The organism is Saccharopolyspora shandongensis (assembly GCF_900106995.1).
Classification (GTDB): Bacteria; Actinomycetota; Actinomycetes; order Mycobacteriales; family Pseudonocardiaceae; genus Saccharopolyspora; species Saccharopolyspora shandongensis.
Genome location: NZ_FNOK01000020.1, coordinates 1 through 13,272, shown reverse-complemented (window position 1 = coordinate 13,272; position 13,272 = coordinate 1). Strand labels below are relative to the sequence as shown.

The 13,272-nt window shown below is 66.2% G+C and carries 20 protein-coding genes; 10 read left to right on the top strand and 10 right to left on the bottom strand.

What is annotated here, in order from left to right; translation table 11 throughout:
• Positions 1-37: 37 nt before the first annotated feature.
• Entirely contained in the window at positions 38-535 is a 498-nt protein-coding gene (ectA, locus tag BLW84_RS21580; protein WP_093267911.1) for a diaminobutyrate acetyltransferase, read from the bottom strand.
• 402 nt (positions 536-937) lie between these two features.
• Complete coding sequence (locus BLW84_RS21575; protein WP_093267909.1) at positions 938-1,657, bottom strand: S1 family peptidase; 720 nt, start codon at positions 1,655-1,657, stop codon at positions 938-940.
• A gap of 376 nt (positions 1,658-2,033) precedes the next feature.
• On the opposite strand from BLW84_RS21575, the gene BLW84_RS47605 reads away from it, so the two are divergent.
• Positions 2,034-2,306, top strand: coding sequence for an LPXTG cell wall anchor domain-containing protein (locus tag BLW84_RS47605; RefSeq protein WP_093267907.1), 273 nt, complete (start codon positions 2,034-2,036; stop codon positions 2,304-2,306).
• A gap of 8 nt (positions 2,307-2,314) precedes the next feature.
• Here the strand turns inward: BLW84_RS47605 and BLW84_RS21565 are convergent, their stop codons facing one another.
• Positions 2,315-2,620, bottom strand: coding sequence for a DUF3099 domain-containing protein (locus BLW84_RS21565; RefSeq protein WP_093267905.1), 306 nt, complete (start codon positions 2,618-2,620; stop codon positions 2,315-2,317).
• 86 nt (positions 2,621-2,706) lie between these two features.
• Positions 2,707-3,183 (bottom strand): DUF2127 domain-containing protein, encoded by a 477-nt coding sequence (locus BLW84_RS21560; RefSeq protein ID WP_093267904.1) that lies wholly within the window; start codon positions 3,181-3,183, stop codon positions 2,707-2,709.
• 183 nt (positions 3,184-3,366) lie between these two features.
• Between BLW84_RS21560 and BLW84_RS21555 the strand changes: the two genes are divergently transcribed.
• Both BLW84_RS21555 and BLW84_RS21550 read left to right on the top strand, forming a co-directional pair.
• Positions 3,367-4,452 carry a chitinase gene (locus tag BLW84_RS21555; protein WP_093267903.1) on the top strand — a complete coding sequence of 362 codons (1,086 nt, stop codon included), beginning with the start codon at positions 3,367-3,369 and terminating at the stop codon, positions 4,450-4,452.
• Between the two features lie 276 nt (positions 4,453-4,728).
• Positions 4,729-5,604 carry an NAD(P)-dependent oxidoreductase gene (locus BLW84_RS21550; RefSeq protein ID WP_218157407.1) on the top strand — a complete coding sequence of 292 codons (876 nt, stop codon included), beginning with the start codon at positions 4,729-4,731 and terminating at the stop codon, positions 5,602-5,604.
• A gap of 51 nt (positions 5,605-5,655) precedes the next feature.
• On the opposite strand, the gene BLW84_RS21545 is transcribed toward BLW84_RS21550, so the two are convergent.
• Complete coding sequence (locus BLW84_RS21545) at positions 5,656-6,258, bottom strand: TetR/AcrR family transcriptional regulator (RefSeq protein WP_093267900.1); 603 nt, start codon at positions 6,256-6,258, stop codon at positions 5,656-5,658.
• 101 nt (positions 6,259-6,359) lie between these two features.
• Between BLW84_RS21545 and BLW84_RS21540 the strand changes: the two genes are divergently transcribed.
• Positions 6,360-6,962 carry a hypothetical protein gene (locus BLW84_RS21540; RefSeq protein WP_093267899.1) on the top strand — a complete coding sequence of 201 codons (603 nt, stop codon included), beginning with the start codon at positions 6,360-6,362 and terminating at the stop codon, positions 6,960-6,962.
• A 118-nt stretch (positions 6,963-7,080) separates the two neighbouring features.
• Here the strand turns inward: BLW84_RS21540 and BLW84_RS21535 are convergent, their stop codons facing one another.
• From BLW84_RS21535 to BLW84_RS21525, 3 genes are read right to left on the bottom strand one after another with little or no spacing between them, the layout of a single operon-like run.
• The gene (locus BLW84_RS21535) at positions 7,081-7,380 is read right to left on the bottom strand and encodes a hypothetical protein (RefSeq protein ID WP_093267897.1); all 300 of its coding nucleotides are present in this window, start codon (positions 7,378-7,380) and stop codon (positions 7,081-7,083) included.
• 2 nt (positions 7,381-7,382) lie between these two features.
• On the bottom strand, positions 7,383-7,613 hold the full coding sequence (locus tag BLW84_RS21530; protein WP_093267896.1) for a hypothetical protein: 231 nt from the start codon (positions 7,611-7,613) through the stop codon (positions 7,383-7,385).
• On the bottom strand, positions 7,610-7,933 hold the full coding sequence (locus tag BLW84_RS21525; RefSeq protein WP_093267894.1) for a hypothetical protein: 324 nt from the start codon (positions 7,931-7,933) through the stop codon (positions 7,610-7,612). The genes BLW84_RS21530 and BLW84_RS21525 overlap by 4 nt, the downstream gene beginning before the upstream one ends.
• Before the next feature lie 242 nt (positions 7,934-8,175).
• Between BLW84_RS21525 and BLW84_RS21520 the strand changes: the two genes are divergently transcribed.
• Complete coding sequence (locus BLW84_RS21520) at positions 8,176-9,048, top strand: helix-turn-helix domain-containing protein (protein WP_218157406.1); 873 nt, start codon at positions 8,176-8,178, stop codon at positions 9,046-9,048.
• Positions 9,049-9,064: 16 nt separating this feature from the next.
• A complete protein-coding gene (locus BLW84_RS21515; RefSeq protein WP_093267893.1) occupies positions 9,065-9,274 on the top strand; it encodes a DUF397 domain-containing protein in 210 nt (69 codons plus the stop codon).
• Positions 9,275-9,946: 672 nt separating this feature from the next.
• Here the strand turns inward: BLW84_RS21515 and BLW84_RS21510 are convergent.
• The gene (locus BLW84_RS21510) at positions 9,947-11,173 is read right to left on the bottom strand and encodes a tetratricopeptide repeat protein (RefSeq protein ID WP_093267891.1); all 1,227 of its coding nucleotides are present in this window, start codon (positions 11,171-11,173) and stop codon (positions 9,947-9,949) included.
• A 190-nt stretch (positions 11,174-11,363) separates the two neighbouring features.
• On the opposite strand from BLW84_RS21510, the gene BLW84_RS21505 reads away from it, so the two are divergent.
• The gene (locus BLW84_RS21505) at positions 11,364-11,567 is read left to right on the top strand and encodes a hypothetical protein (protein WP_143061044.1); all 204 of its coding nucleotides are present in this window, start codon (positions 11,364-11,366) and stop codon (positions 11,565-11,567) included.
• An 8-nt stretch (positions 11,568-11,575) separates the two neighbouring features.
• Here the strand turns inward: BLW84_RS21505 and BLW84_RS21500 are convergent, their stop codons facing one another.
• A complete protein-coding gene (locus BLW84_RS21500) occupies positions 11,576-11,944 on the bottom strand; it encodes a GntR family transcriptional regulator (protein WP_093267888.1) in 369 nt (122 codons plus the stop codon).
• A 180-nt stretch (positions 11,945-12,124) separates the two neighbouring features.
• On the opposite strand from BLW84_RS21500, the gene BLW84_RS21495 reads away from it, so the two are divergent.
• From BLW84_RS21495 to BLW84_RS21485, 3 genes are read left to right on the top strand one after another with little or no spacing between them, the layout of a single operon-like run.
• The gene (locus tag BLW84_RS21495) at positions 12,125-12,391 is read left to right on the top strand and encodes a helix-turn-helix domain-containing protein (RefSeq protein ID WP_093267886.1); all 267 of its coding nucleotides are present in this window, start codon (positions 12,125-12,127) and stop codon (positions 12,389-12,391) included.
• 1 nt (position 12,392) lies between these two features.
• Complete coding sequence (locus BLW84_RS21490; protein WP_093267885.1) at positions 12,393-12,794, top strand: hypothetical protein; 402 nt, start codon at positions 12,393-12,395, stop codon at positions 12,792-12,794.
• A gap of 1 nt (position 12,795) precedes the next feature.
• The gene (locus BLW84_RS21485; protein WP_093267270.1) at positions 12,796-13,170 is read left to right on the top strand and encodes a helix-turn-helix domain-containing protein; all 375 of its coding nucleotides are present in this window, start codon (positions 12,796-12,798) and stop codon (positions 13,168-13,170) included.
• Positions 13,171-13,272: the final 102 nt, after the last annotated feature.

Genomic DNA, 13,272 nt, shown 5'->3' with positions numbered 1-13,272 from the left:
ACTTCAAGAACAAGATTTCGTGCCAGGACGGCTGCCGTCAGGCTCCGGCGGCGGCCGGAACGGGCTCGAACGGCCCGATGCGGTACAGGTCCTCCCCCAGGTGCGCATCAGGGAACAGGTCGGCGGTGAACAGCTCGCTGCGCTCCAGGCCGGTCGAGCGCTTGCGCGCCAGCGCCGTGAACAGGTTGATCGATGCAGCGTTGTCGGCCGTGATCGTCGTCTCCAGGTACCGCACGCCGCGCGGCAGCACGCGATCCACCAGGTGGTCGAGGAGTCGGCCCGCCACGCCACCACCGCGCTGGGATGCATCGACGGCGATCTGCCACACGACGAGCGTGTCGGGGGCGTCCGGCCGGATGTATCCGGTCACGAATCCCACGACCGCGCCGTCGGTGCGTGCCACCGCGGAGGTCTGCGCGAAGTCCCGGCACCACAACAAATATGTGTAAGACGAGTTCACATCGAGCACCGCCGAATCACGGGTGATTCGGTAGAGCTCAGGGCCGTCCGCGACGACCGGAGTATCGATCTCCAACCGTCCGGCTGAACCGCTGTCGCCATTCCGTTTGTCGATGTTATGGCTCGGTTTGTCGCCGGTCATGCTTTGCCAACTTAACAGAACATCCGTAACGCGTCAGGCTCCCGACGCGATAACTATCCATCTACCAGGCGAGACGCAATTTTACACGTGAGAAGCACTACACAAACGTTGCAATGCGCTTCGGCGCGATGCTACCGATCGCCTGCGGATTCCTAGATCAATCCATTCAGTGTCGCTCTGACCTGCGCAAACGATGAATTCCGCGGGGCTGTCGGGATGCATCAAGAAGAAGTTATCGGATAGTCGCAAAAAAGGCTCGGATCGAGTGAACATCAATGCGCAGGCGGTCCGCCCGGGGCCTGCCGGCACCCGGGCGGACCGCCTCGCGATCTTGATCTACACGCCCGCGACGGACTGGATCCAGTCGCGGTACTCGGTGATGTTGGTGTACGCGGTGTTGTTCTGGCGGTCGCTGGTCGAGGCCACGCCCACCTGCACGTTCCCGGAGAACATCGGGCCGCCGGAGTCGCCGCCGGCCGGGATGCCGTCGCCGCGGGTGGCGCACACCGCGGTGCCACCGCGGTAGTCGCTGCACGCGATGTCGGTCACGTTCACGTCGGCGACCTTGAGGATCCGCGACTGGCACTGGATCTCGGGCTGGTCGGTGCAGGTCGCGCCCCAGCCGTAGGTCTGCACGGTCTGGCCGACCTGGACGTCGCCGACCGAGCCCAGCGGGGCGTACTCGGTCTGCACCGCGCGGTCGATGTTCACCAGCGCCAGGTCGGCGGAGTCGTGGATTTGCACCCCGCCGGGCTTGGCGTTGACCTGCTCGCCCTGCGTCTGGTCGACGTTGCCGATGTTGAAGCTGAGGGAGCCGCCACCGGCGACGCAGTGCTGGGCGGTGAGCACCCACTCCGGGGCGATGATGGTGGCGCTGCAGTTCTCCTGGCCGTTGGCGAACAGCCGCGCCGCCCAGGGTGCGCTGTCCACCTCCCGGCCGTCGATGATCTTGGTGGAGACGTCCGGCGGCGGGGTCTCCGCTTGGGCCGGGGCGGCGAAGGCGGCGATGGCCAACACGGCTCCGGCGAGTCCGGCGAGGTTTCGGGCGAGCGACACGCTGATCTCCTTCGGTTCACGAGGGCACAGCTGGTTCGAACCGAGAGGAGACTCTTCACTCGTTCGAGTGAAGATGTCCATCGCTTGGGCACAATTCGCCAATTGATGGTGAAAGATCAAAATTGATCAAGATGTCCGGAGGTCGGCAGAAGTCGAACCGCCGCCACTAATTCCCGTATTTCGCGGATCTGCGAAACGTGATCGGGATCGGTTCCCTTTTCGCCGGAACGAGTCGGACCGCGGGGCTCGGGTGTTGCCGAGCCGCGCATGATCGAATTCGGGCGAGCCCACGGAGCAGACCACTCCGACGGAGCCGACCGAACCGACGGAGCCGACCACGCCTCCGGCCTGCCCGACGGAATCGACGACCGTTCCCATGGAACCCACCGAGCCCGCCGGTTCTGCCGTGCCACCCCGGTTCGGGGTGCCCGGTGCCGCCGGACGGCACCTGTCCCGGCCCCGGCCCGACGGACGGCGTCACGCCGCCGGGCACCGGCGGCGTGACGGCGAATCGACGTCGAACCCGCACCACCTGGCGACCACCGGCTCGCCTGCGGGGCCGCTGAGCATCGCGGGCGCCGCGCTGCTGCTGGCCGGGATCCTGCTGCTTCTGGTGCTGCGCAAGCGCCGGGTCGGCGACGAGTCCTGACAGCGACGTCACATATCGATCTGGTCGTGGTGGCGGTCCTCGATTTCGGGGCCGCCACCACGCTTTGCGCGGGGCTCGCCGCGTCGGGACGTGCGATCGTTGGCGAGGACGACGGCGATCCACGGCAGCGCGCCCGTGACGACCACGATGCCGAGCGCCAGCAACCAGAAGTGCGCCAGCAGCCCGGCGGCGGTGAAGCCGACCAGGTGCACCACCATCAGCACGGCGTAGACCCGCTTGCGGTGCCGCTGCTCGTCGTCGAGGGACGGTGCCGCATCGGTGATCAGCACGGCCTCGTCGCGCCGTCGTCGCATGGCCCACCTCCGGAGCCGGCTCCGCAGTTTCAATTGAAACTGCGGAGGTCCCGGCGCATCAAGCGTGGCGCAATTCGAAGGCCTGGTCACTGGTTCCGCCGGCGCAATTCGAGGTATTCGCGGAGCACGAGCACGATGATCGCCACGTCCAGCGCCGCGAAGAACGGCAGCACCACCGACTTCGTCTGCACCGCCCGCAGCACCTCGAAGATGACGAACAGGCCCAGCGCCGCCATCGCCACCGGGTAGAGCGGCATGATCTTGCGGAGCAGGCCGATCACCAGGCCGATCTTGATGACGCCGTGGGCGATCAGGTAGGTGATCACGAACGTCCGGTTGCCGCCGGCGAAGTGCTGCAGGGCCTCCTCGAAGTGCCCGGCCAGCGGCCCGGCCGGCGGGCCCAGCAGGTCTCGCGTGACGACGGCGTGGGCGAGCCGCGTGATGGTGCTGGGAGACACGAAGATCAGCAGCACCCCGGCGACCAGCTGCACCGCCCCGTCCAGGCCCTTGAGCAGCACGGCGACGCGGAAGAGCTTGTCGGTCAACGTGGTTTCGGCGCCCATGACGCCATCATGCGGCCCCGGGCCGGGTGCGGCGATCTCGCGCGACTTTCGGTCAAATTGGTAAATACCACTTTTCCTGCAATCTTGTTTCCGGGCCCGAAATTTGTCATAAAAGTTCCTGATGAGGATCGGCTGAACACCGGACCAATTGCGGAATTGGTCCTGTCGCGAAGGGATTCGGTAATGAGCGGTCGGACGAGACGTCTGCTGAGAACCGGGCTGGTGGCGGCGTTCGTCGCCGCGTTGTCGATCCCGCAGGTCGCGGCGGGCTCCGAGGCGCAGCCGGTGGCGACCCCGGCCCCCGCGGCGGACGAGATCTGCGCGGTGAAGTCGAAGCCCGAGGGCAAGGTGCTGCACGGCTACTGGGAGAACTGGGACGGCGCGGTCAACGGCGTGCACCCACCATTCGGCTGGACGCCGATCACCGATCCGGCGATCCGCGAGCACGGCTACAACGTGATCAACGCGGCGTTCCCGGTCATCCGCTCGGACGGCACCGTCCTGTGGGAAGACGGCATGGACAGCACGGTGAAGGTGGCCACGCCCGCCGAGATGTGCGCGGCCAAGGCGAACGGGCTGACGATCCTGATGTCGATCGGCGGCGCCACGGCGGGCATCGACCTGTCGTCCAGCGCCGTCGCCGACCGGTTCGTCGAGACGGTGGTCCCGATCCTGCAGAAGTACAACTTCGACGGCATCGACATCGACATCGAGACCGGCCTCAGCGGCAGCGGCAACATCAACGAACTCTCGCCGTCGCAGGCCAACCTGATCCGCATCATCGACGGCGTGCTCGCCAAGATGCCCGCCAACTTCGGCCTGACGATGGCGCCGGAAACGGCGTACGTCACCGGCGGCAGCGTGACCTACGGATCGATCTGGGGCGCTTACCTGCCGATCGTGAAGAAGTACGCGGACAACGGCCGGCTCTGGTGGCTGAACATGCAGTACTACAACGGCAGCATGTACGGCTGCTCCGGCGACTCGTACCAGGCGGGCACGGTCGAGGGCTTCACGGTGCAGACGGACTGCCTGAACAACGGCCTGACCATCCAGGGCACCACGATCAAGGTGCCCTACGACAAGCAGGTTCCCGGCCTGCCCGCCCAGCCGGGCGCGGGCGGCGGCTACATGTCGCCGGACCTGGTGGCCCAGGCGTGGAACAACTACAACGGCGGCCTGAAGGGCCTGATGACCTGGTCGATCAACTGGGACGGCTCGAAGTCCTGGAGCTTCGGCAACAACGTCAAGTCCCTGCAGGGCCGCTGACGGTTGGGCTCGGGCGGGGCGCCGGTTTCGCGCGAAACCGTCATCTGGCACGCGTGGGAATGGCGGTTTCGCGCGAAACCGGCTCCTGCACGCGTCGGAATGACGGTTTCGCGCGAAACCGCCGCTGTGGGACCTGGACGCAGATCCTGCCCGGCCACCCGCTCGCTCATCACTTCCCAGAAAGTAAGTACCCCACTAATTAGTCGGTACTTGTCGGCCTCATCGGTTGCGGAAACGATTCCGGCATCGGAAGAAGCACTGAGGGGGGTGTCGAAGTTGAGCAACGAAAAGGATTCCCGAGCAAGCCTTCTCGGCCTGGGCGCGATGGGCGGCGCGCTGGCCGCCGCGGTCGTCGAGGCCGGGTATCCGACCACGGTCTGGAACCGGTCGGCGGGCAAGGCCGACCCGCTGGTCGACCGGGGCGCGGTCGAAGCAGGATCGGTTCGCGAGGCGGTGGCCGCCGCCGACGTGGTGGTGGCCTGCCTGTACGACGCGGCCTCGGTCCACGAGGTCCTCGACCCGGTGGTCGACGAGCTCGCCGGCCGGACGCTGGTCAACGTCACCACGACCACGCCGGAGCAGTCCCGGGAGTTCGCGGTCTGGGCCGCCGGGCACGGCGTGGTGTACCTGGACGGCGGCGTCATGGCCGTCCCGTCGATGATCGGCCTGCCGGGGTCGTCGATCCTCTACAGCGGGTCGGAGGCCGCCTTCGAGCAGCACCGGCCGCTGCTGGACCTGTGGGGCGAGAGCGCCTACTTCGGCGAGGACGCCGGGGCGGCGTCCCTCTACGACCTCGCGCTGCTGTCGGGGATGTACGTGATGTTCGCCGGATTCGTGCACGGTGCGGCCATGGTGGCGCCCGCCGGGGTGTCGGCGGGTGACTTCGCGGAGCGGTCGGCGGCCTGGTTGTCGGCCATGACCGGCGGGTTCGCCGGGTTCGCCGCCGTGATCGACGGCGGCGACTACACCGTGGGCGGGCAGCAGAGCCTGGAGTTCTCCAGCCTCGGCGACATCATCGACGCCAGCGCCGCCCAGGGCATCAGCACCGAGGTGATCGGCATGGTGCAGAACCTGATCCAGCGCCAGATCGACGCCGGCCACGGCAAGGAGGGCTTCGCTCGCATCATCGAGAGCATCAAGCACCCGAGCTGAGCGGGAACGCGATCTCCCCCGAGTCGTGAGTGGGATTCACCGGAACATCACTCACGGCTCGGGGTGGTTCCGGGGTTGGAGCAGCTGCTGCGCGAGGGCGACGAGGAAGGCCCGGTGGTCGGTGCGTTGTTCCGGGGTGTTCGTGGGCTCACCGGCGATCATGGTGGCGAGTTGGGGGACGTACAGCGTCCACTCGGCCATGCCGATCAGGAGCAGCAGGATCCGGCGGGGGTCGAGCCCCGGGTCGATGTGGCCCCGCCGTTGGGCTTCGGTGATGGCGTCCACCTTGGCCTGGTAGCTGGCCGAGCGCCTGGCGTGGTTGGGCGCCTGGTTCGCCGGTAGCGACAGGGCCTCCCACTGCACGAGGCGAACGAGTTCCGGGTGGGCGGCGCAGTAGTCGAACAGTTCGCCCACGAATTCGGGAATGCGGTCGGCGTGCAGCTCGACCTCCCCGGCCAGCCGGTCGAGTTGGTCGGCGAGCACGATGCCGAACAGCTCCCGCTTGTCGCCGAAGTGGTCGTAGATCGCGCGCTTGTTGGCTTCGGCGCGTGTTGCGATGCGGTCGATGCGCGCGCCGCTGATGCCGTGCTCGGCGAACTCGGCGACGGCGGCGGCGAGGATCCGCTTCTTGGCGGGCGTGGCGTCTCGGGGCATGGCATGGGCAGTCTGCCAAAGCCGTATCGAACGAACTAGTTCGGTTTGTACGCTCCCGCCCAACTTGATCAAGGCGGGCCGCAGAAGGCCAGCGCATCCGGGTGCTCGGCGGCGAAACGCACCTGAACCTGGTGCGCGCGATGGGAATCCCGGCGGCGCGCGAGCCCGACCTGGTGCTGGTCACCGGCGGCGAGCACCTGCGCTTCCCGCTGCGCAGCCCCGAACAGCCGCGCCCCGCCTACACCATCGAGGTGTTCCGCAGCCTGCACAGCCAGCTGGGCGGCTACGGCTTCGCGCCCGCCGGAACCCTGACCGCGCCACCGAAGAAACCGACGACGCTCGGGGAACTCGTCGAGGGCGGCTCGTTGGGCTACCAGGTCACCGTGGGAGACCGGCTGCGCGTGATGTTCCTCAGCGGCACCGCGAACTTCGTCGAGCGGGAGGTCGCCGGGGCCAGGCCGGACGTGCTCGTACTCGGCTCCAGCGGCAACGCGGCGGTGCACGACTACTTCGAACGCGTGCTCCAGGCGTTGGGCTGGCCCCGGATCGTCGTCCCCTGCCACCACGACGACCTGGTGACGGCCCTGGACAAGCCGGAAGTGCACGACGGCGTCAACCGCGAAGTCGTCGCCACCCTGCAGAACATCCTCGGAGGCCGGGGCCGGGTCCTCGACCCACGCCACCTCCAGCAATTCCAGCTCTGACCGGTCTCCCGGCGAGCGGCGGTGCTGGGTGGCCGGTCGGCGCGGGGCCTGCGCCGACCGGCCGTCCGCTCCGATGCCTCGGGGTCGGGGGGAGGCGGCATCGGGCGGAGTTCTGGGGTCACGCCGTTCGGCGATGGGGATTCGCCTTGTGGCGCAACCAGGTCCGGAGCTGGGCGGCCACGTCGGCCTCGTCCGCCCAGTCGTGACCAATGTGGACGGTGTCGATCAGGTGGGCGTCGTCGGGGGAGCTGCCGATGTCGCCGCGGTGGACGGTGAAGTAGCCCGCGCCGCGACCCCAGCGGATGGTGTAGGCCTCGGTGGGCGAGAGCCGTTCGACGCGCCAGGCCATCGGCAGGAACCGATTCGGCTTGGTCTGCTTCACCCGGACCACGCGCGGCGGCTTGGAATTCGCGGCCATGGCTACACCGCCACCCGGAACAGCCCCGGATCACGCAGCGCGTGGCGGCCGTAGCAATCCGTTGACACCTGGTCGTTTTCGACGCGCGCGATGAGGTGCTCGACGGTCAGCGCGCCGTCGCCGGAGTCGGAGTGCTGACCGGTCGGCTCGCGGCCGTTCAGTCGGCATAGCGCGATGACCAGCACGGCGAGGCCGGGCACGTATCCCGCGAAGAACCACAGCAGCCAGGTCATCCCAGTCCTCCGTTCCGAAGCAGGTCATCGCCGGGAAGCCACAGCGACCGCGACCGCGCCAGGTTCGGCGCGCCGGGCGAACCGTGCGGCGGAAGGTCGACCAGCGCGTAGACCACCTCGTCCACCGTCCCGTTCCGGTACCAGAGGGATGGTGGTGCGATGCCGAATTCGATGTCCTCAACACGGAATCTGGCTGCGCTAGCCAGGTGAGGTGCTTCTGCCAGGTACACGTCGATGGCGCCGCTCGACACGCGAATCCCTTGTATGGCGCGAAGATCGTCGAGTGCGGGCAGGTGGTGAAACTGGAAGCCCGCTCGCATGCTCGCCTCGATCGCGGCTATCGCCCCCGATGTGCGGGGTCTAGATCGCCTGGAGCAGCGTGCCATCTGATGTGGTCCATCCCCGCACCCTTCTTTCGCGATCCCTTGGTCCTCTCTTGTTTACAAGCGTCTCAAAGGGATCGTCAATTCAACTCGAAACTTTCGCGTTGACGTTCCCTAGATTGAGTGACAAGCTGCGATCTTGGCGCGCCGCGCCGTACCGGATCGGTAGAAGGAGAGACGTGGCGACAAACGACCCGCAGGTGGTGCTGATCCAACTGGGAATCATGCTGCGGAGGTTGCGGAACGCGGCTGACCTGCCCGCCAGCGCTGCGGCGAACCACCTCGACTGTTCCATAGCGAAGATCTCGAAGATGGAGAACGGCAAGCAGCGCATCCTGCCGAGCGAGGTGAGTTCGCTGCTGGAGCTCTACGGCGCCGACGACTCCCAAACGGCAGAAGCCCTTCGGCTCGCCACGGTGCCGAAGCCGCGCCGTCGCGGAACATACCGAGACTCGGTTCCGGCGTACTTTCGAAGGTTTCTCGTGCTGGAGTCCGAGGCAAGCGAGCTGTCGATTTACGAAGCCGAAGTCGTCACCGGACTGCTTCAGGCCGAGGATTACGCTCGCACGCTGCTTCGAGCGGGCAATCCGCTTGCTTCTCAACGTGAGTTGGATCAGCAGGTCGAGGTGAGAACGGGGCGCAAGTCGATCCTCACCAAGGACTCCGCGCCAACGGTGAACGTGGTGCTGCACGAAGCAACGCTCCACCGCGTCATCGGGAGCGATTCAGTCATGAAGGCGCAGATTGAGTACTTGATCGAGTTGTCGGAGCTGCCAAATCTCAACCTTCACGTACTCCCGTTCCGTCCGAAGCCGACGCCCTCGCACGATGAATCGTTCACGGCCAAGGCAGCGTTCGTGCTGCTGAAGTTGGAAGCGACGGGTGCGGTCGTCTACGTCGAAGACATGGGCGGCGCCAACTACCCGGAGGACGGCCACGTGATCCAGGCGTACGCGACGGCCTATCAGCGACTGCGTAATGCTTCCCTCTCTGCCGAGGAGTCCGTCACCCTCATGGGTAAAGTGCTGGAGGACGTATACGGCCAAGCTTGAGTCGAAAGGCGCTGCCATGACCAGCGTTGACCTGAACCTTCGCGCATGGCGGAAGTCCAGCTACAGCGGGAACGACGGCGGTAACTGCGTCGAGGTTGGCGCTGCGCCCAGCGCCCGTGGCGTTCGGGACTCCAAGCTCGGCGAGTCGAGCCCGGTCCTGGCGTTCAGCTGTGACGCTTGGGCGTCCTTCCTCGGCAAGATCAAGGCTGGTGGGTTTCGCCGGTAGGCGGTCGTGAGTGTTTTGGATCGTCATAGCGATCCAAAACACTCACGAGGCATGAGCTGCCGGAACTTCAGCGCTGGCCGTTCGAACGAATGCGCCCCGCTCGGCCGATGCCGGGCGGGGCGTTGTTGTGCTGCAATCGACAGATCGTCTGATTTCGTCAAAAGCGCTGGTCAGGTACCTTTGGAGCCGCTGAGGGGACTCGAACCCCTGACCGTCCGCTTACAAGATCTCCGGTCTGTCGTTCGCATCGATGCCCAGCGGTACAAATGCGCTGGTCAACGCCATTGCTGGAACAGAGGGGGATGGTTGGTACCGGGGCGGACTGAGACGGGAACTGAGCCGACGACGTGGATGCCCTGAGAGCCTCTGATCGTGCCAGGTGGCCTCCCAGTGCCGCTCCGCTCATCCCAGGGCGTCTACGGCGCTCTCAGCGCCTCCTGAGATGCCCTCTGGGTGCGCTTCGGTTCATGGTCAGGCTGAATGGATCGTTGGTCGATCGAGCGCGAACGACGGCCTGAGGACGCAGAACGGCCCCTCTAGGCCTAGAGGTGATGAGCTCTAGGCCTAGAGGGGCCGCTAGATGGTCTTCTACGGGCTGACCAGTCCCCTAGCGTCTAGAGGGCCAAGGCGGAAGATCGCCCCACCCCCTCTGTTCCAGCTTCCATCCCCGAGTCACTGGCTCTGGATGCTCTGAAGCTGCTCCAGATACGCCTCGGTCTCTGGCTCGTCCGCGTACCGCTCGGTCAGAACCTGCGAGAGATCGCGGGAGTGCATCGCCAACGACGGCAAGGACTTCCGGTCGCCGGACAGAGCCCGCCGGCCGTAGCCAACCGCCTCGTCGAGGTTGCCCTCCCGGGCAGCGACGATCCCGAGCGTGACCTGTGCTTCCGCGATGCGCATCGGCCAACGCTCGTTGCCGTGGAAGTCGGTACTGGCTCGGATCACCTCGTCAGACAGCTCGCGCGCCAAACGGTTCTCGCCGATCTGCCGGTAGCAGTCCATCGCGTAGAAGTCGTACTTCGATGGATCGACCATGAAATGGTTTTCGATGTTGTCCGGATACGGCATTCCGTCGAGAACGACCCGGCCGCGTTCTAACGTATCCAGCATTTCATCACGCCGCCCCATGCGTGCCAAGGCTTTGGCTTTCTGTGCAATGAGTTGCACGGTCACGCTGTGATTTCCTGCCGCCGCTTCGCCAGCATCCGCAGCAGCGATAACACCCCGGTAGTCGCCGGACGTAAGAGCGAACCAGGCGCGCATTTCGTGAGCCCACCCGAGGATCCCGCCGCTCCCTACTTCTTCGCCGAGGCTCAATGCTGAACGGCGAGTTGCTTCGGCGGCTTGCCGTTGTCCCAGGTCGTACTCAAGGCAGCCGACCAGGAGCGCAAGCCACCCGGCGAGCTCCAGCGTTTCGCGACGTTGGCGAAAGCTGAGGCGCTGCTCCTGCATTTCGACCAGTCGACGTAGCCACTGCTGGCCCTCGCGAATGAGATCTTCCGGTGGCATTCGCGAGTATTCCGAACAGAGCTTGTCGACGGTGATCCGAACGGCTTGCAGTGTCGCCTCATTGACATCGGATGCAGACAAGCGGCTCATTATTTCGAGCGTGCTCATGCCAGTTGCGCTCACCAACTCAAGGTCGCTGATGCTCTTCTGAGGTGGAAATAGGGAAGCGGTGACAGTTCCGAGGGTTGCAGCGACTACGGATGCGTAGAAGCCGCCAGGCCTGTTTTCGCCGAGTTCCCAAGCCTTCCATCGGCGGAGTAGATGGTCAGTTGCAGGAAGTTCCTTGTCGGAGTGCGCGCGCATCTGCTCTGCGGCCTGTAGCTGAGACCACCCTTTGGCCTCGCGCATTGAGCGGATACGGCGCGCCCAGGTCGGTAGGTCCTGGCTCATCCGGCCTCCTCGATGTGTGCCCGCCTGCCCAGTGTGGCACCGCCGAACGGTGCTCCGGAGGTGTCACGACAGTGATACGTGCGTGTCACCGTGTCCCTCTCGTCACACCTGCCCCAGCACTGTCAGAGGCCCCCTGCCTGCGGCGATCGTGGAGACACAGACAAGACAGGCAAGAGGGAAGGGGTTGGAGATGGCGAAGAACTCGTTGCCGATGATGCCGAAGGCCGGCGGGGGCGCGTTGTCGAAGGTGCTCTGGGCGCTGGTTGGTGTGGCACTGCTGGTGCTGGTGGTCAAGTACCCCAACGACGCCGCGACGTTTATGCGGGGTGCGTTCGACTTGGTCGGCGGCGCCGTCGAGGGACTTGTGGAGTTCTTCCGGAGTATCGCGCGGTGATGGCCTGGTCATCGACCGGAGCGCGGAAGGAGATCCTCGATGGCCGCCAGGCGGTCGTTCACCTCATCGAGCCGCTTCAGGATCTCGGCGAGGACGTCTCGGGCATCGGCATCCATCGCGTCCGCCGCGGTGGTCTCCGGAAGGACCCGCCGAACCCAGGAGCCTTCGCCTTGGCGGCTCACGATCAGCGATTCGTTTCGCAGCGTGCCCAGGGCGCTCTTCACGGTGCCGACCGACACCCCGTACTCCTCGGCGAGCTCGGCGTGCTTCGGGAGCCGGGCCCCTGGCGAGAGGACGCCGTCCCTGATCGCGGTGCGCAGGTCATCGGCAACTTGCTGGAACGGCGGCCGAGAGTCATCCGGATCGACTTTTCCCATGTCAGAGAGGGTACAGGAGAACGCAAGCTAGGCCATTTAGGTGACATCGGTTTGACTTGGTCGACTAAGTTGCCTAACGTTGCCCATGTCCCACTGATTCCCAGGGAGCCAGGGGAAACGAGAAAGCCCCGGCCGGTGCTGCAACACCAGTCGGGGCGCACATCGAAGGTTGGAGACCCGATGCAGTTCGAGCGTAACGCGTTCTACCGCGTGAAGGCAGTGGCCGAGATGTTCGACGTCTCGGTGAACACGATCTACCGGGCGATCGAGTCCGGCGAGCTGGACGCGCTGAAGCTGGGCACGGGCAAGGGCACGCTGCGGGTCCCCGGTCGGGCGCTGGACGTCTACGTCGAGAAGTGCTCGCAGGCCGCTTACGAGGCGTTCGTGACCGGGAACGAGCTGGCCGCCGAGGCCGCCGACGACACGCAGGTTGGGGAGGTGGCCTGACATGTTGTTCAACACGGACAAGGCGCAGGGCATGGTCGGCGAGAACCACGCGACGTTCTTCCCGTCGCACCGGGAGGGCAACGACAGCCCGGTCGTGATGCAGGTCAGCATGAGCCTGCCGGTGTCGCTGGAGGACATCGAGGCGGTGCTGTGGATCGCGGTCAACGGCGGCATGACGCTGGACGAGCGGGAGCTCGGTGACGACCAGTACGCGCACGAAATGGTGCTGGAGACGCTCCTGCACGAGGGCGGCAACCGCATTTACAACGCCCGGATGGACATCGAGGAGATCAAGCCCGGTGGCGGCCAGTGGGCGCTGCTGATGATGATCCGCAAGCGGGTCCGTGACCTGTACGGGCGGCCGAGTGTGCCGACGCCGCGCCGCGAGCTGGCGGGGGCGTGAGATGGCGGCGCGATTGCGCGAGTTCCGCGCTGCACGGGGCTGGGCACAGCGGCAGCTGCTGGCCAGCCTCGTGGAGGCCGCCGGCCGCCGGGGTATCCGGATCCACTCGGCCGGGACGCTGCCGGGGCTGATCTCGGAGTGGGAACGCGGCCTGCGGGTGGTATCGGTGACCTACCAGCAGCTGTTCAGCGACGTCTACGACGCGTCGGCCGAGGAGCTGGGCATCGCCGGGGAGTGGTCCCGGAATCACCCGGTGGTCACCCGCGCCGACATCGCCAACGCCACTCCGACCCCGCACGCGATCTCCAACCCGAAAGACCCGCTGATCGGCGGCCTGTCGGGCGCGGAGCGGATCGAGCTGGAAGGGGTGGCGTGATGTCGCGGGAGGCAGTGACCCGGCACGGCATGGTGACCGCGCTCTACGCCTGCCCCCTGACCCACGCCGAGCTCCTGGGCGCGGAGATCGCCGACCTGGCGC

Coding starts and splice junctions, on each gene's coding strand:
- BLW84_RS21565 (WP_093267905.1), bottom strand. CDS start 2,620: ATGCGACGACGGCGCGACGAGGCCGTGCTGATCACCGATGCGGCACCG.
- BLW84_RS21500 (WP_093267888.1), bottom strand. CDS start 11,944: ATGGGAAAAGTCGATCCGGATGACTCTCGGCCGCCGTTCCAGCAAGTT.
- BLW84_RS21490 (WP_093267885.1), top strand. CDS start 12,393: ATGTTGTTCAACACGGACAAGGCGCAGGGCATGGTCGGCGAGAACCAC.
- BLW84_RS21495 (WP_093267886.1), top strand. CDS start 12,125: ATGCAGTTCGAGCGTAACGCGTTCTACCGCGTGAAGGCAGTGGCCGAG.
- BLW84_RS21515 (WP_093267893.1), top strand. CDS start 9,065: ATGACCAGCGTTGACCTGAACCTTCGCGCATGGCGGAAGTCCAGCTAC.
- BLW84_RS21555 (WP_093267903.1), top strand. CDS start 3,367: ATGAGCGGTCGGACGAGACGTCTGCTGAGAACCGGGCTGGTGGCGGCG.
- BLW84_RS21530 (WP_093267896.1), bottom strand. CDS start 7,613: ATGACCTGGCTGCTGTGGTTCTTCGCGGGATACGTGCCCGGCCTCGCC.
- BLW84_RS21560 (WP_093267904.1), bottom strand. CDS start 3,183: ATGGGCGCCGAAACCACGTTGACCGACAAGCTCTTCCGCGTCGCCGTG.
- BLW84_RS21485 (WP_093267270.1), top strand. CDS start 12,796: ATGGCGGCGCGATTGCGCGAGTTCCGCGCTGCACGGGGCTGGGCACAG.
- BLW84_RS21525 (WP_093267894.1), bottom strand. CDS start 7,933: ATGCGAGCGGGCTTCCAGTTTCACCACCTGCCCGCACTCGACGATCTT.
- BLW84_RS47605 (WP_093267907.1), top strand. CDS start 2,034: ATGGAACCCACCGAGCCCGCCGGTTCTGCCGTGCCACCCCGGTTCGGG.
- BLW84_RS21545 (WP_093267900.1), bottom strand. CDS start 6,258: ATGCCCCGAGACGCCACGCCCGCCAAGAAGCGGATCCTCGCCGCCGCC.
- BLW84_RS21505 (WP_143061044.1), top strand. CDS start 11,364: ATGGCGAAGAACTCGTTGCCGATGATGCCGAAGGCCGGCGGGGGCGCG.
- BLW84_RS21535 (WP_093267897.1), bottom strand. CDS start 7,380: ATGGCCGCGAATTCCAAGCCGCCGCGCGTGGTCCGGGTGAAGCAGACC.
- BLW84_RS21510 (WP_093267891.1), bottom strand. CDS start 11,173: ATGAGCCAGGACCTACCGACCTGGGCGCGCCGTATCCGCTCAATGCGC.